Annotated in this window: 20 protein-coding genes; 13 read left to right on the top strand and 7 right to left on the bottom strand. The window is 71.7% G+C overall.

The genetic code is table 11. The features are described 5' to 3' along the window. The first annotated feature begins 22 nt into the window (after nucleotides 1–22). The 7 genes from IF04_RS0118645 to IF04_RS0118615 all read left to right on the top strand — a co-directional run bounded on the left by IF04_RS0118645 (nucleotide 23) and on the right by IF04_RS0118615 (nucleotide 6,614). Nucleotides 23–595 carry a F0F1 ATP synthase subunit B gene (locus tag IF04_RS0118645; protein ID WP_030258530.1) on the top strand — a complete coding sequence of 191 codons (573 nt, stop codon included), beginning with the start codon at nucleotides 23–25 and terminating at the stop codon, nucleotides 593–595. Beyond that, nucleotides 592–1,407, top strand: coding sequence for a F0F1 ATP synthase subunit delta (locus tag IF04_RS0118640; protein ID WP_030258525.1), 816 nt, complete (start codon nucleotides 592–594; stop codon nucleotides 1,405–1,407). Before IF04_RS0118645 ends, IF04_RS0118640 begins: the two co-directional genes overlap by 4 nt. A 154-nt stretch (nucleotides 1,408–1,561) precedes the next feature. Next, on the top strand, nucleotides 1,562–3,151 hold the full coding sequence (atpA, locus tag IF04_RS0118635) for a F0F1 ATP synthase subunit alpha (protein ID WP_030258522.1): 1,590 nt from the start codon (nucleotides 1,562–1,564) through the stop codon (nucleotides 3,149–3,151). A gap of 20 nt (nucleotides 3,152–3,171) precedes the next feature. After that, the gene (locus IF04_RS0118630) at nucleotides 3,172–4,092 is read left to right on the top strand and encodes a F0F1 ATP synthase subunit gamma (RefSeq protein WP_030258520.1); all 921 of its coding nucleotides are present in this window, start codon (nucleotides 3,172–3,174) and stop codon (nucleotides 4,090–4,092) included. Next, nucleotides 4,092–5,534, top strand: coding sequence for a F0F1 ATP synthase subunit beta (gene atpD, locus IF04_RS0118625; RefSeq protein ID WP_030258517.1), 1,443 nt, complete (start codon nucleotides 4,092–4,094; stop codon nucleotides 5,532–5,534). The genes IF04_RS0118630 and atpD overlap by 1 nt, the downstream gene beginning before the upstream one ends. A gap of 109 nt (nucleotides 5,535–5,643) precedes the next feature. Next, a complete protein-coding gene (locus IF04_RS0118620; RefSeq protein ID WP_030258514.1) occupies nucleotides 5,644–6,027 on the top strand; it encodes a F0F1 ATP synthase subunit epsilon in 384 nt (127 codons plus the stop codon). A 119-nt stretch (nucleotides 6,028–6,146) separates the two neighbouring features. Next, the gene (locus tag IF04_RS0118615) at nucleotides 6,147–6,614 is read left to right on the top strand and encodes a DUF2550 domain-containing protein (protein WP_030258508.1); all 468 of its coding nucleotides are present in this window, start codon (nucleotides 6,147–6,149) and stop codon (nucleotides 6,612–6,614) included. A 59-nt stretch (nucleotides 6,615–6,673) separates the two neighbouring features. On the opposite strand, the gene IF04_RS0118610 is transcribed toward IF04_RS0118615, so the two are convergent. Further along, nucleotides 6,674–7,378 (bottom strand): response regulator, encoded by a 705-nt coding sequence (locus tag IF04_RS0118610; RefSeq protein ID WP_051831357.1) that lies wholly within the window; start codon nucleotides 7,376–7,378, stop codon nucleotides 6,674–6,676. Further along, on the bottom strand, nucleotides 7,375–8,580 hold the full coding sequence (locus tag IF04_RS0118605) for a sensor histidine kinase (protein WP_051831356.1): 1,206 nt from the start codon (nucleotides 8,578–8,580) through the stop codon (nucleotides 7,375–7,377). Before IF04_RS0118605 ends, IF04_RS0118610 begins: the two co-directional genes overlap by 4 nt. Nucleotides 8,581–8,728: 148 nt before the next feature. Between IF04_RS0118605 and IF04_RS0118600 the strand changes: the two genes are divergently transcribed. After that, nucleotides 8,729–9,319 carry a hypothetical protein gene (locus IF04_RS0118600; RefSeq protein ID WP_030258499.1) on the top strand — a complete coding sequence of 197 codons (591 nt, stop codon included), beginning with the start codon at nucleotides 8,729–8,731 and terminating at the stop codon, nucleotides 9,317–9,319. 20 nt (nucleotides 9,320–9,339) lie between these two features. On the opposite strand, the gene IF04_RS0118595 is transcribed toward IF04_RS0118600, so the two are convergent. Then, entirely contained in the window at nucleotides 9,340–9,912 is a 573-nt protein-coding gene (locus tag IF04_RS0118595) for a cob(I)yrinic acid a,c-diamide adenosyltransferase (protein WP_030258495.1), read from the bottom strand. Between the two features lie 332 nt (nucleotides 9,913–10,244). Here IF04_RS0118595 and IF04_RS0118590 point away from each other — a divergent pair, with 332 nt between their 5' ends. The 3 genes from IF04_RS0118590 (at nucleotide 10,245) to IF04_RS0118580 (ending at nucleotide 14,422) form a co-directional block, all read left to right on the top strand. Beyond that, nucleotides 10,245–11,093, top strand: a complete 849-nt coding sequence (locus IF04_RS0118590; protein WP_030258491.1) for a 3-hydroxyacyl-CoA dehydrogenase family protein — start codon at nucleotides 10,245–10,247, stop codon at nucleotides 11,091–11,093. A gap of 147 nt (nucleotides 11,094–11,240) precedes the next feature. Beyond that, nucleotides 11,241–11,564: an STAS domain-containing protein gene (locus tag IF04_RS0118585; protein ID WP_030258489.1), complete on the top strand. Its 324-nt coding sequence runs from the start codon at nucleotides 11,241–11,243 to the stop codon at nucleotides 11,562–11,564. A 287-nt stretch (nucleotides 11,565–11,851) separates the two neighbouring features. Further along, a complete protein-coding gene (locus IF04_RS0118580) occupies nucleotides 11,852–14,422 on the top strand; it encodes an ATPase AAA (RefSeq protein ID WP_030258487.1) in 2,571 nt (856 codons plus the stop codon). Nucleotides 14,423–14,512: 90 nt separating this feature from the next. On the opposite strand, the gene nucS is transcribed toward IF04_RS0118580, so the two are convergent. Then, on the bottom strand, nucleotides 14,513–15,175 hold the full coding sequence (gene nucS, locus IF04_RS0118575) for an endonuclease NucS (protein ID WP_030258485.1): 663 nt from the start codon (nucleotides 15,173–15,175) through the stop codon (nucleotides 14,513–14,515). A 282-nt stretch (nucleotides 15,176–15,457) separates the two neighbouring features. On the opposite strand from nucS, the gene IF04_RS0118570 reads away from it, so the two are divergent. Further along, nucleotides 15,458–15,850 carry an SCO5389 family protein gene (locus IF04_RS0118570; protein ID WP_030258482.1) on the top strand — a complete coding sequence of 131 codons (393 nt, stop codon included), beginning with the start codon at nucleotides 15,458–15,460 and terminating at the stop codon, nucleotides 15,848–15,850. Nucleotides 15,851–16,087: 237 nt separating this feature from the next. Here the strand turns inward: IF04_RS0118570 and IF04_RS0118565 are convergent, their stop codons facing one another. Continuing rightward, complete coding sequence (locus IF04_RS0118565) at nucleotides 16,088–17,116, bottom strand: LLM class flavin-dependent oxidoreductase (RefSeq protein ID WP_030258479.1); 1,029 nt, start codon at nucleotides 17,114–17,116, stop codon at nucleotides 16,088–16,090. Between the two features lie 192 nt (nucleotides 17,117–17,308). On the opposite strand from IF04_RS0118565, the gene IF04_RS0118560 reads away from it, so the two are divergent. Continuing rightward, nucleotides 17,309–17,626, top strand: coding sequence for a hypothetical protein (locus tag IF04_RS0118560; RefSeq protein WP_030258476.1), 318 nt, complete (start codon nucleotides 17,309–17,311; stop codon nucleotides 17,624–17,626). Between the two features lie 36 nt (nucleotides 17,627–17,662). On the opposite strand, the gene IF04_RS35810 is transcribed toward IF04_RS0118560, so the two are convergent. Both IF04_RS35810 and IF04_RS0118550 read right to left on the bottom strand, forming a co-directional pair. Beyond that, nucleotides 17,663–18,667 carry an ABC transporter permease gene (locus IF04_RS35810; RefSeq protein WP_078600453.1) on the bottom strand — a complete coding sequence of 335 codons (1,005 nt, stop codon included), beginning with the start codon at nucleotides 18,665–18,667 and terminating at the stop codon, nucleotides 17,663–17,665. Next, nucleotides 18,664–19,899, bottom strand: coding sequence for an ABC transporter ATP-binding protein (locus IF04_RS0118550; protein ID WP_030258471.1), 1,236 nt, complete (start codon nucleotides 19,897–19,899; stop codon nucleotides 18,664–18,666). Before IF04_RS0118550 ends, IF04_RS35810 begins: the two co-directional genes overlap by 4 nt. Between the last annotated feature and the right edge of the window lie 34 nt (nucleotides 19,900–19,933).

Below are 19,933 nucleotides of genomic sequence, written 5' to 3'. Positions count from 1 at the left end.
CCCTTAGACGGAAGGCATTGATGTGAACGCCCTGGTCACCCTGGCGAATGAGGTGGAGGTTCCCCAGAACCCCCTCATTCCGCCGATCCCAGAGCTTGTCATCGGCCTGGTCGCCTTCTTCATCGTCTTCGGCTTCCTCGCCAAGAAGCTCCTCCCGAACATCAACAAGGTTCTGGACGAGCGCCGCGCGGCGATCGAAGGCGGGATGGAGAAGGCGGAGGCCGCGCAGGCCGAGGCCCAGCAGGTCCTGGAGGACTACCGGGCCCAGCTCGCCGACGCCCGCCACGAGGCCGCGCGTCTGCGCCAGGAGGCGCAGGAGCAGGGTGCCGCGCTCATCGCCGAGATGCGCGCGGAAGGCCAGCGGCAGCGCGAGGAGATCATCGCCGCCGGTCACGCCCAGATCGAGGCGGACCGGAAGCAGGCCGCGCAGGCGCTGCGTCAGGACGTGGGCAAGCTCGCCACCGACCTGGCCGGCAAGCTCGTCGGTGAGTCCCTCGAGGACCACGCCCGGCAGAGCCGCACGATCGACCGCTTCCTCGACGAGCTCGAGGCGAAGGCGGCGACCGACTCGGCGAAGGCCGAGGCCGGCCGATGAATGGAGCGAGCCGCGAGGCACTGGCCTCCGCACGCGAGCGTCTCGACGCGCTGACGGACAACGCGACCGTCGACGCGGCGAAGCTCGCCGAGGAGCTGGCTGCCGTTACCGCGCTGCTCGACCGCGAGGTGTCGCTGCGTCGGGTCCTCACCGACCCGGCGCAGGCCGGCGAGGCCAAGGCCGAGCTGGCCGGGCGCCTGCTGGGCGGCCAGGTCGGCGGCGAGACCGTTGATCTGGTCTCCGGCATGGTCCGCTCCCGCTGGTCGCAGTCGCGTGACCTGGTGGACGGCATCGAGGAGCTGGCGTACAGCGCCGACCTCGTCGCCGCGCAGCGGTCCGGTGCGCTCGACGACGTGGAGGACGAGCTGTTCCGGTTCGGCCGGATCGTGTCCTCCTCGCCCGAGCTGCGCTCCGCACTGGTCGACCGCCGGGCGGACAACGCGGCCAAGGCCGGGCTGATCCGCTCGCTGCTGGGCGGCCGCGCCAACGCGGTCACCGAGCGGCTGGTCGTCCGACTCGTCGCACAGCCGCGGGGCCGTAGCCTGGATGCAGGGCTGGACGCCCTGTCCAAGCTCGCCGCGCACCGCCGGGACCGGCTGGTCGCGGTGGTCACCTCCGCGGTGCCGATCAGCGAGACGCAGAAGCAGCGCCTGGGCGCCGCACTCGCCTCGCTGTACGGCCGGCGGGTCCACCTCAACCTCGACGTGGACCCCGAGGTCCTCGGCGGCGTGCAGGTGCGCATCGGTGACGAGGTCATCAACGGGACCATCTCCGAGCGCCTGGACGAGGCGTCGCGGCGGATGGCCGGCTGAGGCAGCCAACCAACTCAACAGCATGAGCAGCGGCCCGAGTTGGGCCGTAACGCAGGGAACAGCAACAGGGGGCGAACCCGCCCTCTGCCTGCGGCGGGGGAGCCCATGCCCCGCAACAAGACTTCGGGCCCAACAAGGAGAGCAGGGAACCCAGATGGCGGAGCTCACGATCCGGCCGGAGGAGATCCGGGACGCGCTGGAGAACTTTGTCCAGGCGTACAAGCCGGACGCGGCCTCGCGCGAGGAGGTCGGGACGGTCAGCGAGGCCGGTGACGGCATCGCGAAGGTCGAGGGACTTCCCTCGGCGATGGCGAACGAACTGCTGAAGTTCGAGGACGGCACCCTCGGCCTCGCGCTGAACCTCGAAGAGCGCGAGATCGGTGCGGTTGTCCTCGGTGAGTTCAGCGGTATCGAGGAGGGCCAGCCGGTGCAGCGCACCGGTGAGGTGCTCTCGGTCGCCGTGGGCGAGGGCTACCTCGGCCGCGTCGTCGACCCGCTGGGCAACCCGATCGACGGCCTCGGCGAGATCGAGTCCGAGGGCCGCCGCGCCCTGGAGCTGCAGGCTCCGGGCGTCATGGTCCGTAAGTCGGTCCACGAGCCGATGCAGACCGGCTACAAGGCCGTCGACTCGATGGTGCCGATCGGCCGCGGTCAGCGTCAGCTGATCATCGGCGACCGCCAGACCGGTAAGACCGCGCTGGCCGTCGACACCATCATCAACCAGCGCGACAACTGGCGCTCGGGCGACCCGAAGAAGCAGGTCCGCTGCATCTACGTCGCGGTCGGCCAGAAGGGCTCCACCATCGCGTCCGTGCGCGGCGCCCTGGAGGAGGCCGGCGCCCTGGAGTACACGACGATCGTCGCGGCTCCGGCGTCCGACCCGGCCGGCTTCAAGTACCTCGCCCCCTACACCGGCTCGGCCATCGGCCAGCACTGGATGTACCAGGGCAAGCACGTCCTGATCATCTTCGACGACCTGTCGAAGCAGGCCGACGCCTACCGTGCCGTGTCGCTGCTGCTGCGCCGTCCGCCGGGCCGTGAGGCCTACCCGGGCGACGTCTTCTACCTGCACTCGCGTCTGCTGGAGCGCTGCGCGAAGCTGTCGGACGACATGGGCGCCGGCTCGATGACCGGTCTGCCGATCGTCGAGACCAAGGCGAACGACGTGTCGGCGTTCATTCCGACCAACGTCATCTCCATCACCGACGGCCAGTGCTTCCTGGAGTCCGACCTGTTCAACGCGGGCCAGCGCCCGGCGCTGAACGTCGGTATCTCGGTCTCCCGAGTCGGTGGCTCCGCCCAGCACAAGGCCATGAAGCAGGTCTCCGGCCGCCTCCGTGTGGACCTCGCCCAGTTCCGTGAGCTGGAGGCGTTCGCCGCCTTCGGTTCCGACCTGGACGCGGCCTCCAAGGCGCAGCTGGCCCGCGGTCAGCGCATGACCGAGCTGCTCAAGCAGGGTCAGTACCAGCCGATGCCCGTCGAGGAGCAGGTCGTCTCCATCTGGGCCGGTACCACCGGCAAGATGGACGACGTCCCGGTGGAGGACATCCGCCGCTTCGAGCGCGAGCTGCTCGACTGGATGGGCCGCGAGAAGAAGGAACTGCTCACCGGCATCGTCGAGGGCGGGAAGATGTCCGACGACACCATCCAGGCCCTCACCGACTCGGTCGCCACCTTCAAGCAGCAGTTCGAGACCTCGGACGGCAAGCTGCTCGGCGAGGACGCTCCGGGCGCCGGCAAGTGACGACGGAAGGGACCTGATCCATGGGAGCCAAGCTCCGGGTCTACAAGCGTCGCATCCGCTCCGTCACCGCGACCAAGAAGATCACCAAGGCGATGGAGATGATCGCCGCCTCGCGCATCGTCAAGGCGCAGCGCCAGGTGGCGGCATCGACGCCGTACGCGAGTGAACTGACCCGCGCGGTGACGGCGGTTGCGACCGGCTCGAACACCAAGCACGCCCTGACGACCGAGGTGGAGAACCCGACCCGGGCCGCGATCCTGCTCATCACGAGCGACCGCGGTCTCGCGGGCGGCTACTCCTCCAACGCCATCAAGGCCGCCGAGCAGCTCACCGAGCGGCTCAAGGCCGAGGGCAAGGAGGTCGACGCCTACATCGTCGGCCGCAAGGGTGTGTCGTACTACGCCTTCCGCGAGCGCAAGGTCGTGGATTCGTGGACCGGCTTCACCGACAGCCCGACGTACGCGGACGCCAAGGCGGTCGCAGCGCCCCTCATCGAGGCCGTACAGCGGGACACGGCCGAGGGCGGCGTGGACGAGCTCCACATCGTCTTCACCGAGTTCGTGTCGATGATGACGCAGACGCCGGTCGACAACCGGCTGCTGCCGCTCAGCCTCGACGCTTCGGCGGACGAGCAAGAGACGTCCAAGACCGAGCTGCTGCCGCTGTTCGACTTCGAGCCGTCGGCGGAGGACGTCCTGGACGCCCTGCTGCCGCGGTACGTCGAGTCGCGCATCTACAACGCGCTGCTGCAGGCCGCCGCCTCCAAGCACGCCGCCACCCGGCGTGCGATGAAGTCGGCGACCGACAACGCGGAAGAGCTCATCAAGTCGCTCTCGCGGCTTGCCAACGCGGCCCGACAGGCCGAAATCACCCAGGAAATCAGCGAGATCGTCGGTGGCGCCAGCGCCCTGGCCGACGCGACCGCGGGGAGTGACAAGTAATGACGACCACTGTTGAGACGGCCGCCGCCACGGGCCGCGTCGCCCGGGTCATCGGCCCGGTCGTCGACGTGGAGTTCCCCGTCGACGCGATGCCGGAGATCTACAACGCGCTGACCGTCGAGGTCGCCGACCCGGCCGAGGCCGGCGCCAAGAAGACGCTGACCCTCGAGGTCGCCCAGCACCTGGGCGACGGCCTGGTCCGCGCGATCTCGATGCAGCCCACCGACGGTCTGGTCCGCCAGGCCGCGGTGACCGACACGGGCGAGGGCATCACCGTCCCCGTCGGCGACGTCACCAAGGGCAAGGTGTTCAACACCCTCGGCGAGATCCTCAACAAGCCGGAGGCGGCTTCCGAGGTCACCGAGCGCTGGCCCATCCACCGCAAGGCCCCCGGCTTCGACCAGCTCGAGTCCAAGACCGAGATGTTCGAGACCGGCGTCAAGGTCATCGACCTGCTGACCCCGTACGTCAAGGGCGGCAAGATCGGTCTGTTCGGTGGTGCCGGTGTCGGCAAGACCGTTCTGATCCAGGAAATGATCTACCGCGTCGCCAACAACCACGACGGTGTGTCGGTGTTCGCGGGCGTCGGTGAGCGTACCCGTGAGGGCAACGACCTCATCGAGGAGATGACGGAGTCCGGCGTCATCGACAAGACCGCGCTGGTCTTCGGTCAGATGGACGAGCCCCCGGGCACCCGTCTGCGGGTCGCGCTGGCCGGTCTGACGATGGCGGAGTACTTCCGTGACGTCCAGAAGCAGGACGTCCTCTTCTTCATCGACAACATCTTCCGGTACACCCAGGCGGGTTCCGAGGTGTCCACCCTGCTGGGCCGCATGCCCTCCGCGGTGGGTTACCAGCCGAACCTGGCGGACGAGATGGGCCTCCTGCAGGAGCGCATCACCTCGACCCGTGGTCACTCGATCACCTCGATGCAGGCGATCTACGTCCCCGCGGACGACCTGACCGACCCGGCGCCGGCCACCACCTTCGCGCACCTGGACGCCACGACGGTTCTGTCGCGTCCGATCTCGGAGAAGGGCATCTACCCGGCGGTGGACCCGCTGGACTCGACGTCCCGCATCCTGGACCCGCGCTACATCACGCAGGAGCACTACGACTGCGCCTCGCGTGTGAAGACGATCCTGCAGAAGTACAAGGACCTGCAGGACATCATCGCGATTCTCGGTATCGACGAGCTGGGCGAGGAGGACAAGCTCACCGTCCACCGTGCCCGTCGTATCGAGCGCTTCCTGTCGCAGAACACCCACGTGGCGAAGCAGTTCACCGGTGTCGACGGCTCCGACGTGTCGCTGGACGAGTCCATCGCCGCGTTCAACGCCATCGCCGACGGTGAGTACGACCACTTCCCCGAGCAGGCGTTCTTCATGTGCGGTGGCCTGGAGGACCTCAAGGCCAACGCCAAGGAGCTGGGCGTCTCCTGACCCCGGCTTCCGGATCCGGGGGCGGCCGTGGCCGCCCCCGGGCCCGACGCCCACTAGTATTTGACCCGACATCTGCTGTACCCGGCAGGTGGAGACCCGAGGAGCCATCGTGGCTGAGCTGCACGTCGAGTTGGTCGCCGCGGACCGTCAGGTCTGGTCCGGCGAGGCCAGCCTGGTCGTCGCGCGCACCTCGTCGGGCGACATCGGCGTCATGCCCGGTCACCAGCCGCTGCTCGGCGTGCTGGAGTCCGGTCCGGTGACGATTCGTACGACCGGCGAAAGCGGCGACGGCACGGTCGTCGCCGCGGTGCACGGCGGCTTCATCTCGTTCGCCGACAACAAGCTTTCTCTGCTCGCGGAGATCGCCGAGCTGTCGGACGAGATCGATGTCCAGCGCGCGGAGCGGGCCTTGGAGCGGGCGAAGTCGGAGGCCGACGCGGCCGCCGAGCGCCGCGCCGATGTCCGGCTGCGTGCGGTGGCAGGCGTTCACTGAACCCTGTCACAGACGAGCTTTACCCTCAGCCGCGGGCTGCGCTGGAATTCTCCAGAGCGGTCCGCGGCTGAGCCGATGCAGGTGCGTTTCCCGTATTCGAGGCGAGGAGGTCGGTGGAGATGGTCCTCGCTCTGTGTGTGAGCGCCGCGGTCGTCGTCCTGGTACTACTGGGGCTCTTCGTCTTCGGACTGCGACGGCGGCTGATCCAGCGGTCCGGCGGCACGTTCGACTGCAGCCTGCGCTGGGACGTGCCCGCCGCGGCGGCCGTCACGTCGCCGGACGGCGAGCCCAGCGGCAAAGGCTGGATCTACGGTGTGGCCCGGTACAACGGCGACCGCATCGAGTGGTTCCGGGTCTTCTCCTATGCGCCACGCCCGCGGCGCGTCCTGGAGCGGGCCTCCATCGAGGTGCTGGAGCGGCGCAGCCCGGAGGGCGAGGAAGAGCTCGCCCTGCTCTCCGACTCCCTCGTCCTCGCCTGCCGGCATCGCGGAACGCGCCTGGAGCTGGCGATGAGCGAGGACGCGCTCACCGGCTTCCTCGCGTGGCTGGAGGCGGCACCACCCGGACAGAGGGTCAACGTGGCCTGACGACTGTCCGGGTTTTGTGTTTTCCGGAGAGCTTCGTCAGGAGCGGGGCCCGGCGCGCGTCAGTGGGCACCGCGGCGGGCTGACCCGAGGCCCAGCTCCTGGGCGAGCACGGCGGCCTGTACCCGGCTGCGCAGCTCCAGCTTGCTGAGCAGCCGGCTGACGTGTGTCTTCACCGTGGCCTCCGCCATCTCCAGGCGCCCCGCGATGTCCGCGTTGGACAGCCCTTCGCCGAGACAGCCCAGCACTTCGCGCTCCCGGGGCGTGAGCACGTCGAGCGCCGCGGTGTCCGCGGCCGGGGCGGCCGTACGCGGCGCCGCGAACTCCGCGATCAGCCGCCGGGTGACGGCAGGCGCGATGATCCCTTCCCCGGCCGCGACCGTACGGACCGCCGCCAGCAGCGTCGCCGCGTCACTGGTCTTGAGCAGGAACCCGGCAGCGCCCGCCCGCAGTGCCCCGAAGACGTACTCGTCCAGGTCGAACGTGGTCAGCACCAGCACGTCGGCCAGCCCCTGCCCGGTGATCTCCCGGGTGGCCGAGACGCCGTCGAGCCGGGGCATCTGTACGTCCATGAGCACCAGGTCGGGGCGGAGCGCGGCGGCCAGCCGTACCGCCTCCTCGCCGTCGGCCGCCTCGCCCGCCACCTCGATGTCGGGCGCCGAGCGCAGGATGAGGACCAGGCCCGCGCGGACGGCCGACTGGTCCTCGGCGACCAGGACCCGGATCGGACGGTCGGTGCGGTCGGTGCGGTCGGTGCGGTCGGTCATGGAGTCTGCTCCTTCTCGTCGGCGGGCAGGGTCGCCCGTACGCGCCATACGGCACCGTCGGGTGCCGCCTCGAACGTGCCGCCCAGCAGCGCCGCCCGTTCGCCCATCCCGACCAGTCCGGAGCCGGAGCCGGGCGCGCGCGGGCCGGGATGGCGGCCGTAGGGGCTGGTGACGGCGAGGGACAGGGCGCCGTCGGACCGGCTCAGGCGTACGGTCACCTCGCCGGGCGCCGCGTGCTTGAGCGCGTTGGTCACGGACTCCTGGACGATGCGGTACGCGGCGAGCTCCACCGGCGCGGCGAGCGGCGGGCCGCCGGGCGGCCGGTCGTCCGTGAGGGCGAAGGTGAGGCCGCTGCCGGTGCCGTGGCCCCGGGCCCGCTCCAGGAGGGCGTCCAGGGCGTCGAGACGGGGCGTGGCGGCGGATGTCTCCTGGCCGCCGGCGTTCCGCAGCAGGCCGATCAGGCGGCGCATCTCCGCCAGGCCCTGCACGCTGTTCTCGCGGATGACGCCGAGCGCCTCCCGGGTGGCGGCGGGCTCGTCGAGGGCCTGCGCGGCGGTGGCGTGCAGGGCGATGGCGGAGAGGTGGTTCGCGACCATGTCGTGCAGCTCGCGGGCCATCCGGGCGCGTTCGGCGAGTACCGCCTCGCGGCGGTCCAGTTCGGCCAGCAGCGCGGTCTGTTCGGCGCGCAGCCGGGCGGCCCGGGCGGCCTCGCGGTGGTTGCGAATGATGACCGCGGTCCAGGCCGGGCCGATCGTGCCGACGCCCACGGCGACGCCGATGAGCAGCGCCTGCGGGTCGCGGAGCAGGGCGACGGGCAGCAGCGTGGCGAGGACGGTGGCCAGCACGCAGGCGCGCGGGATGCGGCGGGCCGCGGCCGGGGAGCCGTACATGACGGCCGCGTAGACCACGTCGGTGAACATCAGGACGGTGGCGATCACCGTGCCGGTGAGCACGTCGAGGGTGAGCGCGGCGACGGCGACGGCCAGTGCCGTACCGGGCGCGGTGCGGCGCAGCAGCTCGGCGCCGGCCATCGCGGCGAGGGCGAGCAGCGCGAGCCGCGCGGGCAGGCCGAACAGCGGCGGGCCGCCGTGCAGGCCCAGGAACCACAGCAGGACGCCGCCGAGCAGGCCGGAGACCGCGATGAGGACGTCGTCGCGGTGCGGGCGGCCGGGGGCGTGGAAGGGGCTCACCCGGCCATCCAACAACGCCGCGGCGCCCTGGACCTCCCCATCGGCGACGATCCGCCGCCGGCGCCGGGTACATCGAAGGATGCAGTACGGGATCGTCACGCGCGACGACGAAAGGGGCGTACGCGGCGGCGAGGCTGGAGGGGAGGGAAGGGAGCGCGCCGTGATCGTGACGCTGGTCGTGCTGTGCGAGGTCGGGTTCTGGGTGCTGCTGGCCGTGGGGCTGGCGCTGCGCTATCTGGCGCGGATGCCGCGCACCGGGGCGGCCGTACTGCTGACGGAGCCGCTGCTGGAGCTCGTACTGCTCGTCGTGACGGTGCTCGACCTGCGCAACGGTGCGCAGGCGGACTGGAAACACGGGCTGGCCGCGGTCTACATCGGCTTCACGGTGGCCTACGGCCATTACACGATCCGGTGGGCGGACGGGCAGTTCGCGTACCGCTTCGCGGGCGGCCCGAAGCCGCCGGGCCCCGGCTACGGCCGGGCGCGCGCGGTCCACGAGTGGAAGCTGTGGCTGCGCACGGTGGTGGCTGCGGCGGTGGCGGCCGGACTGCTGCAGGCCGCGGTCTGGTACGTCGGGGACGGCGACACCGCGTCCCTGCGGATGTGGCAGACCGGCGTGGCCCGCGCCGTGGGGATCCACGGGCTGATCGCCCTCACGTACACGATCTGGCCCAAGCAGCCGAAGAAGACCGGGCAGGACCCGTCCGGGGCCGTCGCGGGGGAGCGGCCCCGGACCCTGACCAAGCCCTGATCAGCGCCGGGCCCTGGCGGTCAGCGCTCGCCGCCCGGCACCCAGAGCACGTCACCGAGCTCCTTGTTCGCGGTCCGCGCGAGGATGAACAGCAGGTCGGAGAGGCGGTTGAGGTAGGTAGCGGTGAGCGCGTTCATGGTCTCGCCGTGCACCTCCAGGGCCGCCCACGTGGACCGCTCGGCACGGCGCACGACCGTGCACGCCTGGTGCAGCAGGGCCGCGCCGGGCGTGCCGCCGGGCAGGATGAAGCTGCGCAGCTTCTCCAGCGGCTCCAGGAAGCGGTCGCAGTCCGCCTCCAGCTTGTCGATGTAGCTCTGCTCGACCCGCAGCGGCGGGAACTCGGGGTTCTCCACGACCGGCGTCGAGAGGTCGGCGCCCACGTCGAAGAGGTCGTTCTGGACGCGGACGAGGACCTTGACGACCTCCTCGGAGAGGTCGCCGAGGGCGATGGCGCTGCCGATGACGGCGTTGGCCTCGTTGGCGTCGGCGTAGGCCGCGATCCGCAGATCGGTCTTGGCGGTCCGGCTCATGTCGCCGAGGGCGGTGGTGCCCTGGTCGCCGGTGCGGGTGTAGATGCGCGTCAGATTGACCATTCCGTCAGCGTAGTTATGCCCCGGCCTCCCGGAAGCCACGTGTGCCGACCGTCACGGCGAGCCGCCTACGATGCAAGTCATGGTTGAGGGTCCGCCGAGCGAACGGATCCTCAATTACGCGGTACGGGGCGTCGCATGAGGCCCCTGAGGGGCGAGCTCGTGTGATGTCCGTCATGGAAAATCAGCGCTTCGGCCCGAAGGGCCTCGTTGAGGGGCGGTGGTCGGGCGACGGGCGGGCGTGACGCGCATCTCCAAGTCTCCAAAAGGCGGCGAACGAGCGCTAACGTCGCTCGGAAGAAGCCGTGAAGTGCACAGGTGTGAGGGGTCATTCAGTGGCAAAGAAGCTCGCCGTCATCGGGGCCGGACTCATGGGGTCCGGTATCGCGCAGGTCTCCGCCCAGGCGGGCTGGGACGTGACCCTCCGGGACGTCACCGACGGCGCGCTGGCCCGCGGCAAGGCCGGTATCGAGGCGTCGTACGAGAAGTTCGTCGCCAAGGGCAAGCTGGACGCGGCCGCCGCCGAGCAGGCGCTGGCCCGCATCACCACCACCACGGATCTGGAGGCGGCGGCCGACGCCGACATCGTCGTCGAAGCCGTCTTCGAGAAGATCGAGGTCAAGCGGGAGATCTTCCAGACGCTGGACAAGCTGGTCCGCGAGGACGCGGTACTGGCCTCCAACACCTCCGCCATCCCGATCACCAAGATCGCGGCGGCCACCGCCCGCCCCGAGCGGGTCGTGGGCACGCACTTCTTCTCGCCGGTGCCGATGATGCAGCTCTGCGAGCTGGTGCGCGGTTACAAGACCAGCGACGAAACCCTCACCAAGGCACGGGAGTTCGCCGAGTCGGTCGGCAAGACCTGCATCGTCGTGAACCGTGATGTGGCCGGTTTTGTCACCACGCGCCTGATCTCCGCGCTGGTCGTCGAGGCTGCGAAGCTGTACGAGTCGGGCGTGGCCACCGCCGAGGACATCGACACCGCCTGCAAGCTGGGCTTCGGTCACGCGATGGGCCCCCTGGCCACCGCCGACCTCACCGGCGTCGACATCCTCCTGCACGCCACGGAGAACATTTACACCGAATCGCAGGACGAGAAGTTCGCGCCGCCGGAGCTCATGCGCCGCATGGTGGACGCCGGAGATATCGGCCGCAAGAGCGGGCAGGGATTCTACGAGCACTGAGGAACCGGTCCGCGGCACACCCGTTCAGCCGTCACTCCTGGGAGTGATTTCGGTATCGGTTCGCTTACAGGCGGCAACTTCGTCGCGTGAGGGGCAGTCAGTTCTGTAGACGCAAAAACATTTTTCGCATCACCACGGGGAGCGCATATGCACATCAAGGGCGACCACGCCGAGCTGGTCGTCGGGGGCCGCCTCGACGTCCGCAGCGCGGCGGACGCCCGTACGGCCCTGCACAGCGCCGTCGACTCCGGTTGCGGCGATCTCGTGCTGGACCTGACCGAGCTGGATTCCTGGGATGCCACCGGGCTCGGCGTGATCATGGGAGCGCACCGCCGCGCGGGCCGGGTGAACCGCAGGCTCGTGCTGCGCGGGGTGCCGCCCCAGATGCAGCGCCTGCTCGTGGCCACACGGTTGCACCGCATTCTGGCCATTGAGGGCGGCCTCGAAGCGGAGTCGCTGCCCCGCGTCTGAGGCCCGCGTGACCTGCGGGGGACCGCGCGGCCGCCGGTAACTGAGAGGCGCAAGCGGTACATACGGCACTGATCCTCACGAATCCGTGACGTACCGGTCAGGGCAGGGCCCCGGCGCATCGTAGATACTGTCGGAAGGCTTAATGTTCGGTTCTCGTCGCGCCCCGAGCGGCCGCGGCGGACACCGGACCAGAAGCGGCGGCCGGGGCCACCCGCCCCGGCCCGGTCGGGGAGTGCGGACGGCCGGAGGAGCAGTCGGCACGCCACGCATCTGGGGGGCTTGAGTCCATGGATCCGCACAACGGCCGGCGGCCGGAGGAGCACAGCGCGCAGGACCACCCTGCCGACCCGCTGCCGTCCGGCGCCGACAGCCCGCAGTTCGTGCCGGACGGCCCGGCCCGCACCGCGCGGCTGGTCACCGGCGACTATCTGCTGACCGTCAATCCCGTCGACGGCAGCGAGATCGAGCCCACCCCGCCGGGCGAGGAGCCGGGCACACCGCAGAAGCACTCGCCCAAGGAGCGCGCCGAGCGGGCCCGCGCGCTGAGCGCCCCGCCCGTGCCGCCCGGCGGCCTCGGCCACCCCGTGGACCGGCTCCCGCTGCTGGAGCGCCAGGAGGAGACCGAGCGGCTGACCCGGCTGCTCACCCGCGGCCGCTCCGTACGCCTCACCGGCCCCTCCGGCGCGGGCCGCACCCGGCTGCTGGACGCGGTCGCCACCGGCTGTGCCGACCTCGCGCCCGACGGCGTCGTCCGGCTCTCCGGATACCGCCGCACGGCCACCGACCTGATGTACGACCTCTTCGCCGCCGTGTACCGCGCGCCGCACTACCGCCCCGGCCGCCCCGAACTGCTCGCGGCGCTGGCCGGCGTCGGCGCCGTGGTGGTCGTGGACGACCTGGAGTTCGGCGGCGACACGCTGGAGGAGCTGCTGGGTGCCACCCCCGAGTGCGCCTTCCTGCTCTCGGCCACCCCCGACGTGCCCGCGCCCTCGGCCGCCTCGCACATCGAAGAAGTCTTCGTCTCCGGCCTCGGCCGCGCCGCCTGCCAGGAGCTGCTGGAGCGGGCGGCGGGCCGGCCGCTGACCGACGAGGAGGCCGCCTGGGCGGGCGACCTGTGGTTCGAGTCCGAGGGGCTGCCGCTGCGCTTCCTGCAGGCGGGCGCGGTCCTTCGGGAGCGCGACCGGCGGAGCGCCGAGGCGGCCGCCGACTCGGCCGCTGATGCTGCGGGGGACGGCACAGCGGACGACGCCGAGTCCTCCGACGGTACGGACGTGACCGATGACGCGGCCGTCGACGAGGGCGAGGCACAGCCACCGCTCCCCGGCATCCCCCAGGCCGCCTCCTTCGCCGCGATGATCGCGGAGCGGCTCTCGCCGGCCGCGCAGGACGCGCTGCGGCTGGCCGTCGCCCTCGGCGGCGACCTCCCGCACCCCACCCACCTGCCCGCGCTCTTCAAGGACGCCCGCGCGGACGCCGCCCTCGGCGATCTGCTGGCCTGCGGGCTGATCAGCCCGGCCGGCACCCACTACCGCCTCGCGGCGACCGTACTGGACCAGCTCACCGCCGCCGGGTACGCCGAGGGCGCGGCCGGCCACGCGCACGCGGCGGCCCAGCACTACTCCTGGTGGGCCGGGCACCACTCGGTCGCCCCCGAGCGGGCCGCCGCCGAGGCCGACGCGCTGCTCGCCGTGATGGCCCGGCTCACCGCGAGCCGGGAGTCCGGGCACGCCAGCGCCGCCGTGCTGCTCGCCCGTACGGCAGCCCCCGCGTTCGCCGCTGCCCTGCAGTGGAACGCCTGGGAGCGCAGCCTGCGGTACGGCCAGGAGGCCGCCAGGGTCGCCGGCGAGGTCGGCGAAGAGGCGTACTTCCACCACGAGTTGGGCGTCCTCGCGCTCTGCCTGGGCCACCTGGACAAGGCGCGCGCCGAGCTGGAGGCGTCCATCGGGCTGCGCGGCGCGCTCGCCGACCGGCGCGGCGCCGTCGCGGGGCGGCGCGCCCTCGCCCTGGTCGCCGACCGCACCGGCGTCCCCGTGTCCCCGGAGATCACCGCGGCCGCGGTGACGGCGGCGGGCGAGGAGATCCCGCACACGGGGACCGACGAGTCCGCCTCGCCGCCCGGCTCACCGACCGCCATCACCACGCCGATACCGCAGGTGGACGAGGTCGCGGCGACCGTGGTGACCCCCGCGGTGGTCACCGCGGCGGGTCCGGCGGGGTCGGCGGGTCCGGCGGGCGCGAAGAAGAAGCGCGCCGCGGGGTTCACCGGCGCGCGCCGCAAGCTGGCCGCGGCCGGCGCGGGCACCCTGCTGGCCGCCGTCCTCGGCACGATCGTCACGCTCGGCGCCACCTCCGGCGGCGACGCCCCGGCGGACAAGGTCAAGTCCGGCCAGTCCGCCGAGGAGAGCAAGGACAGCGACGGCCTGACCGCCGACGAGCCGACCCGCGACGCGACCGGCCCGGGCGCCTGGGACAGCAGTACGGGCACGGGGGCCGGCGTGCCCGCCACGTCCGGCAGCGCACGCCCCGACGACCCGGCCACCAGCCCGAAGCCCGGCAGCCCCGGCTCCACGCAGCCGACCGAGCCGACGGACTCGGGCAAGCCGACGGCGCCGACCGGCAAGCCGACCGGCGGCACGACCAAGCCGCCGACGAGCAAGCCCACGCCGCCGACGACACCGCCCACCGAGCCGACGGACCCGAGCATGCCGCCCCCGGACCCGGACCCGACCACCTCCGAGCCGACGCCCGGTACCTCGGATTCCCCGTCGCAGTCCGAGGGCGACCCGTCCGCGAGCAGCCCGATGAGCGACGGAACGGGCAGCGGGACCGCGTCCGACCCGGCTGAGCCGACCGCCTGACCGGCCCGTACGTCCGTACATGTAGCACCGGCCCGCCCGCGGAACGTCTCGCGGGCGGGCCGGTGCGTACGCACGGGGCGGCGGAGTGCCTCAGAACAGCCGCAGCTTGTCGTCCTCGATGCCGCGCAGCGCGTCGTAGTCCAGGACGACGCAGCCGATGCCGCGGTCGGTGGCCAGCACCCGGGCCTGCGGCTTGATCTCCTGGGCCGCGAACACGCCCTTCACCGGCGCCAAGTGCGGGTCACGGTTGAGGAGTTCGAGGTAACGGGTGAGCTGCTCGACGCCGTCGATCTCGCCGCGCCGCTTGATCTCCACGGCGACCGTCGCACCGTCCGCATCCCGGCACAGGATGTCCACCGGGCCGATCGCGGTGGGGTATTCACGCCGAATCAGGGAGTACCCCTCGCCGAGCGTGTCGATCCGGTCGGCGAGCAGCTCCTGGAGGTGTGCCTCCACGCCGTCCTTGATGAGACCCGGGTCCACGCCGAGCTCGTGGGAGGAGTCGTGCATGATCTCCTCCATCGTGATGATGAGCTTCTCGCCGCCCTTGTTCTCCACGGTCCACACGTCGCCGTCGCCGCCCTTGAGGGTGCACGGCGGGGACATCCAGTTGAGCGGTTTGTAGGCCCTGTCGTCAGCGTGGATGGAGACGCTGCCGTCTGCCTTGACCAGGATCAGACGGGGAGCGGAGGGCAGGTGGGCGGTGAGCCGGCCGGCGTAGTCCACGGAGCAGCGGGCGATGACGAGACGCATGGTGCGCCACGCTACTCGACGCCGGGTGGTCCACGCGATTCGCCCATGGGTGTACGCGGTGTACACGTATGGCGCCGGGTCCGGGCGTGGGGCGACGTTGCGGGGGAAACCAACGCAGCTCCGGCGGGTTCGCGTGGCCGGTTGTGTGCCCAATCTCCTGGTGCGGTCAAGAAAGGCGGAATACCGTTGACGCGGGGGGTCGTGACGCGGACACGCTGCGTGGCGATCCCTCGTACTGTCCCTGAGGCTCCGCCCCTTATGGAGCCGCGAGAGGAGAACCTCATGTCGCTCGACGTCTCACCGGCCCTCCTCGAACAGGCCGAGCGAGGCGAGGTCGACGAAGCCGCATTCGTCGACTGCGTCCGGACCTCTCTGCCCTATGCATGGGAGATGATCAGCTCGCTGGTGGCCCGCCTGAAGGTGGACGGCGGGGAGTTCGCCGACAACCTGACCCCGCCGCCCGACGAGCAGGCGCGCGGCCAACTGCTGCGAGCACTGGCGAGTGACGCGATACGCGGGTCGCTCGAACGGCACTTCGGCGTGCGGCTGGCGTTCCAGAACTGTCACCGGGTCGCGGTCTTCCCGCTCGACCCGTCGGCGGACGACCGCCTGGCCCGTTTCACCTCCGTGCGCGGCCAGCTGCTGAACCAGTCGCCCGAACTGCGCGACTGCTGATGGGAGTTGCCGCCGCCGACGTGCTTGGGATGTGACGCCGGAGCGGCGTCAGTACGCGAGCGGCGGCATCGGTAACGGTCCGCCGGCGGGGCTCTCGGGCCCCGTCGGCGGACGGACCGCCCGTCGGGCACATGAAGGCTCTCTCCGGACCCCCCAGCCCCCGGGGTCCTCTCGTTCACACCCCGCGCAGCGGCGCGCTCAGGGCAGTCGCACTCGCCGCGCTCAGGACAGCGGCATTCAGCGCAGCATCGGCAGTACCTCTTTGCCCAGCCGGCGGATGTTCTCCTCCGTCGTGGCGAGGTCGCCGGACCCCTCCACCAGCAGTGCGTGCCGCCTGATGCCCGTCCTCTCCGCCGTCGCGGCGAGCCGGTCCGCACAGTCCTCCGGCGTCCCGACCGGGTGCAGCCCGCAGAGCAGCTCGGTATAGGCCAGCGGGTCCCGCATGGCGCGGCGCCGGCCGTCGACCGTGACATGGGCCGCGAGCCCCTGGCGCAGCCAGCCGGGCATCGACTTCAGCAGCGTCTCCCTGGCGTCCTGCCGGGCGTCGGCGATCTGCACCACGCCCGCCGAGACATGCCCGACCGCCGCGACCTCGTCCGGATCCCGCCCCGCGGCCAGCGCCGTGCGCCGCCAGCAGTCGACCATCTCGGCCTTTTCCTCGTCCCCCGAGTGCATCCCGAGCAGCATCGGCAGGCCGCGCTCGGCCGCCAGCCGCACGGAGCGGGTGGAAGTGCAGGCCACCACGACCGGCGGGCCGTCCCGCCCGGCCGGCTCCTCGGTGGGGCGCGGCACTACCGCCACGTCCCGGAAGGCGTACCGCCCGCCGGACGCACCGACGCGCGGCTCGCGCAGCCAGCGCAGCAGCAGGTCCAGGGACTCCGGGAATCCTTCCTCGAACGCCGCGAGGCCGCACCCGAAGACCTCCAGGTCGACCCAGGGCCCGCCCCGCCCGACGCCGAGCGTGAACCGCCCGCCGGACGTCAGATGCAGCAGCGCCGCCTGCTCACCGACCGCGACCGGATGCGCGGTCGGCAGGACGCTCACGGCCGTGCCGACTCCGATGCGGTGCGTACGCCCCAGCAGCTGTGCTGCCAGGGTCACCGCCGACGGACAGATGCCGTACGGCACGAAATGGTGCTCGGCCACCCACACGTCGTCGAGCCCGGCCTCCTCGGCCACCTCGGCGGACCGGACGGCCCGGTGCAGTGTCTCCCCCTCGCCCTGGCCCGGAAACTGGGCGGCCAGGATAAAAGCCCCAACGCGCATCGCTCTTCTGCCTCCTCGCAGCCGACGCGACATCCCCCTTACAGGCAACAACGGCTGACACGTGCCAAGGGCACGGCTCCCGCCGAAGTTTCCTGATGATCGCAGCATTGCGACGGAGGGTCCGGGACTCCGGCCGGTCGTCGTAGGCTGGTGACAGCCCGTTACTCCCCCCGAGAAGTCCCGAGGTGCCCAGTGTCCCCCCGTCGAAACCGTCCGCGCGGCGGTGAGAACCTGTCGGCTCGCGTGGGTGGCCCGCGCTACGGACTGGAGCGTACGGAGGAGTGGCGCGGCGAGGAGTGGTACGTACGGCAGATCGGCGGCGGCGCGGCGGCCAAGCACTACCGCTGCCCGGGCTGTGACCAGGAGATCCCGCCCGGCGTGCCGCACGTGGTGGCCTGGCCGCAGCACAGCGACGGCGACGACCGGCGGCACTGGCACAAGGCGTGCTGGAACGCGAGGGACCGCCGGAGCGCCCGGCTCCAGCGGTCCCGTAACGCGCCCAGATACTGACCCCGGGCGCGGCGCTTTTCGGACTCCCTGCGGTGACTAGACGTCCCGATGGTGCAGCGCCACGAAGGCGCCGCCGAGGACGACGGCCGTCAGCCCCGTCACGATCCACAGCGGGTCCCAGCCCGAGGGGCCGGACGCGGCGACGGCGTTGCTGTACATCACACCGAGCTGGCTCGGGATGGAGTACTCGAACAGGAACTCCCGCAGGTCCTGCAGGCTCTCCGCCATCATGAACAGCGCCAGCACCAGCGGCAGCAGCACCAGCCCGATCATGATCGTGATGGCGCCCGCCGAGTGCCGGAGCAGCGCGCCGACGGCCAGCGCGAGCAGGCCGAGCATCGCGACGTACAGGCTCACGCCGACCGTCGCCTTGAACCACTCCGAGCCGCTCGGCGTCGCGCCGCCCTGGCCGCTGAGCAGGCCGGTCTCGATCAGCGCGACCAGCGTCGTGGTGACCGCGGTGACCACGAAGGACAGCAGGAAGAAGACGATCGCCTTCGCGGCGAGCACCCGCGCCCGGCTGGGGCAGGCGGTCAGCGTCGTACGGATCATGCCGGTGCCGTACTCGGAGGAGACGCACAGCACGCCCAGCGTGATCACGCACATCAGGCCGAGCAGCATGCCGAACATGCCGAAGCCCAGCGGCGAGGCGCCGCGCAGGTCGGTGCCGCTCGCGGAGATGCCGAAGCCGGTGAGCGTGCCGACGCCGAGCACGAGGACGATCATCACGCCGAGCGTCCACACGGTGGAGCGGACCGACTTGATCTTCGTCCACTCCGAGGCCAGCGCGTGCCCCAGGTGCGTCGGCCGCACCGGTATGGGCGAGACGTAACCGCCCCCGGAGAACTGCGCCTGCGGGGGAGCGGGGGCGTACGCGGGCTGCTGCTGGGGCTGTGCCTGCTGGGGCTGCTGTGCGGGCGCCTGCTGGGGCTGTGCGCCCGGCTGCGGTCCGCCGGCCCGCGGTCCGACGGCGTTCAGCATCATCGTGCCCTCGTCCTGGCGGGGCGGCTGCGGCTGCTGCGGCTGGTCGGGGCTGGTCATCGGGCGTCCTCGCTGTGCTGCTGGGTCGGGTCGGCGGGGGCGGCGTGCGGCTGGGGCTGTGCCTGCGGCTGCTGGGGCGGCGCCGGGGGCGCTCCGTACGGCCCGGGGACCGGCGCGCCCTGCGGCTGCGCTCCGTACGGGCCGGGCTGTCCCGCGTACGGACCGGGCGCCCCGCCCTGCGGCCCGTACGCACCGGCGTACGGATCACCCGCGTACCCCTGCGGCGGCATCCCGCCGGGCACGGCACCAGGCACCCCACCGGGCACGACGCCAGGCACAGCACCGGGCATCATGCCCGGCACTGCCTGCGGCGGCACCGCCGAGCGGTAGTCCACCGCCCCCTGCGTGAGCTGCATGTACGCCTCTTCCAGCGACGCCTGGTGCGGCGACAGCTCCCACAGCCGGACGTCCGCCTCGTGCGCCAGATCGCTGATCCGCGGCAGCGCCAGCCCGGTCACCCGCAGCGCGCCGTCCGGCTCGGGCACGACCTGGCCGCCCGCCTCGCTCAGCGCCGAGGTCAGCTTCTCGGCGAGCCCCGGCTCGGTGTCGGGCGTGCGGACGCGCGCGAAGCCGGTGGAGTTGGCCGCGATGAAGTCCTTGACGTTCATGTCGGCGAGCAGCTGGCCGCGGCCGATCACGATCAGGTGCTCGGCCGTCAGCGCCATCTCGCTCATCAGGTGCGAGGAGACGAAGACCGTACGGCCCTCCGACGCCAGCTGCTTCATCAGGTTGCGGACCCAGAGGATGCCATCCGGGTCCAGGCCGTTGACCGGCTCGTCGAAGAGCAGCACCTGAGGGTCGCCGAGCATCGCGGCGGCGATGCCGAGCCGCTGCCCCATGCCCAGCGAGAAGCCCTTGGACCGCTTCTTGGCCACGTCCTGCAGCCCGACCAGGCCCAGCACCTCGTCCACCCGGCTCGCCGGGATCCCGGAGAGCTGCGCCAGCGACAGCAGGTGCTGGCGGGCGCTGCGGCCGCCGTGCACGGCCTTCGCGTCGAGCAGCGCGCCCACCTGGCGCGGCGCGTTCGGCAGCTTGCGGAAGGGGTGGCCGCCGATCGTCACGTGCCCCGAGGTCGGGGTGTCCAGCCCCAGGATCATGCGCATGGTCGTGGACTTCCCGGACCCGTTGGGCCCCAGGAAGCCGGTGACGGTCCCCGGCCGTACTTGGAACGACAGGTTGTGCACGGCCGTCTTGGCGCCGTAGCGCTTCGTCAGGCCGACTGCCTCGATCATTCTCCGCCCCTCGCGAGATGGTGTCGGGGCACGG

It is taken from the genome of Streptomyces violens, from assembly GCF_000717745.1.
GTDB lineage: Bacteria > Actinomycetota > Actinomycetes > Streptomycetales > Streptomycetaceae > Streptomyces > Streptomyces violens.
The sequence above is the reverse complement of the archived record's forward strand: the minus strand, read 5'-3'. Positions and strand labels throughout refer to the sequence as shown.

Excerpts from the sequence above, each read along its gene's own strand:
- IF04_RS0118640 (WP_030258525.1), top strand. The coding sequence starts at position 592 with ATGAATGGAGCGAGCCGCGAGGCACTGGCCTCCGCACGCGAGCGTCTC.
- atpA (WP_030258522.1), top strand. The coding sequence starts at position 1,562 with ATGGCGGAGCTCACGATCCGGCCGGAGGAGATCCGGGACGCGCTGGAG.
- IF04_RS0118630 (WP_030258520.1), top strand. The coding sequence starts at position 3,172 with ATGGGAGCCAAGCTCCGGGTCTACAAGCGTCGCATCCGCTCCGTCACC.
- atpD (WP_030258517.1), top strand. The coding sequence starts at position 4,092 with ATGACGACCACTGTTGAGACGGCCGCCGCCACGGGCCGCGTCGCCCGG.
- IF04_RS0118615 (WP_030258508.1), top strand. The coding sequence starts at position 6,147 with ATGGTCCTCGCTCTGTGTGTGAGCGCCGCGGTCGTCGTCCTGGTACTA.
- IF04_RS0118610 (WP_051831357.1), bottom strand. The coding sequence starts at position 7,378 with ATGACCGACCGCACCGACCGCACCGACCGCACCGACCGTCCGATCCGG.
- IF04_RS0118595 (WP_030258495.1), bottom strand. The coding sequence starts at position 9,912 with ATGGTCAATCTGACGCGCATCTACACCCGCACCGGCGACCAGGGCACC.
- IF04_RS0118585 (WP_030258489.1), top strand. The coding sequence starts at position 11,241 with ATGCACATCAAGGGCGACCACGCCGAGCTGGTCGTCGGGGGCCGCCTC.
- IF04_RS0118580 (WP_030258487.1), top strand. The coding sequence starts at position 11,852 with ATGGATCCGCACAACGGCCGGCGGCCGGAGGAGCACAGCGCGCAGGAC.
- nucS (WP_030258485.1), bottom strand. The coding sequence starts at position 15,175 with ATGCGTCTCGTCATCGCCCGCTGCTCCGTGGACTACGCCGGCCGGCTC.
- IF04_RS0118570 (WP_030258482.1), top strand. The coding sequence starts at position 15,458 with ATGTCGCTCGACGTCTCACCGGCCCTCCTCGAACAGGCCGAGCGAGGC.
- IF04_RS0118565 (WP_030258479.1), bottom strand. The coding sequence starts at position 17,116 with ATGCGCGTTGGGGCTTTTATCCTGGCCGCCCAGTTTCCGGGCCAGGGC.
- IF04_RS35810 (WP_078600453.1), bottom strand. The coding sequence starts at position 18,667 with ATGACCAGCCCCGACCAGCCGCAGCAGCCGCAGCCGCCCCGCCAGGAC.
- IF04_RS0118550 (WP_030258471.1), bottom strand. The coding sequence starts at position 19,899 with ATGATCGAGGCAGTCGGCCTGACGAAGCGCTACGGCGCCAAGACGGCC.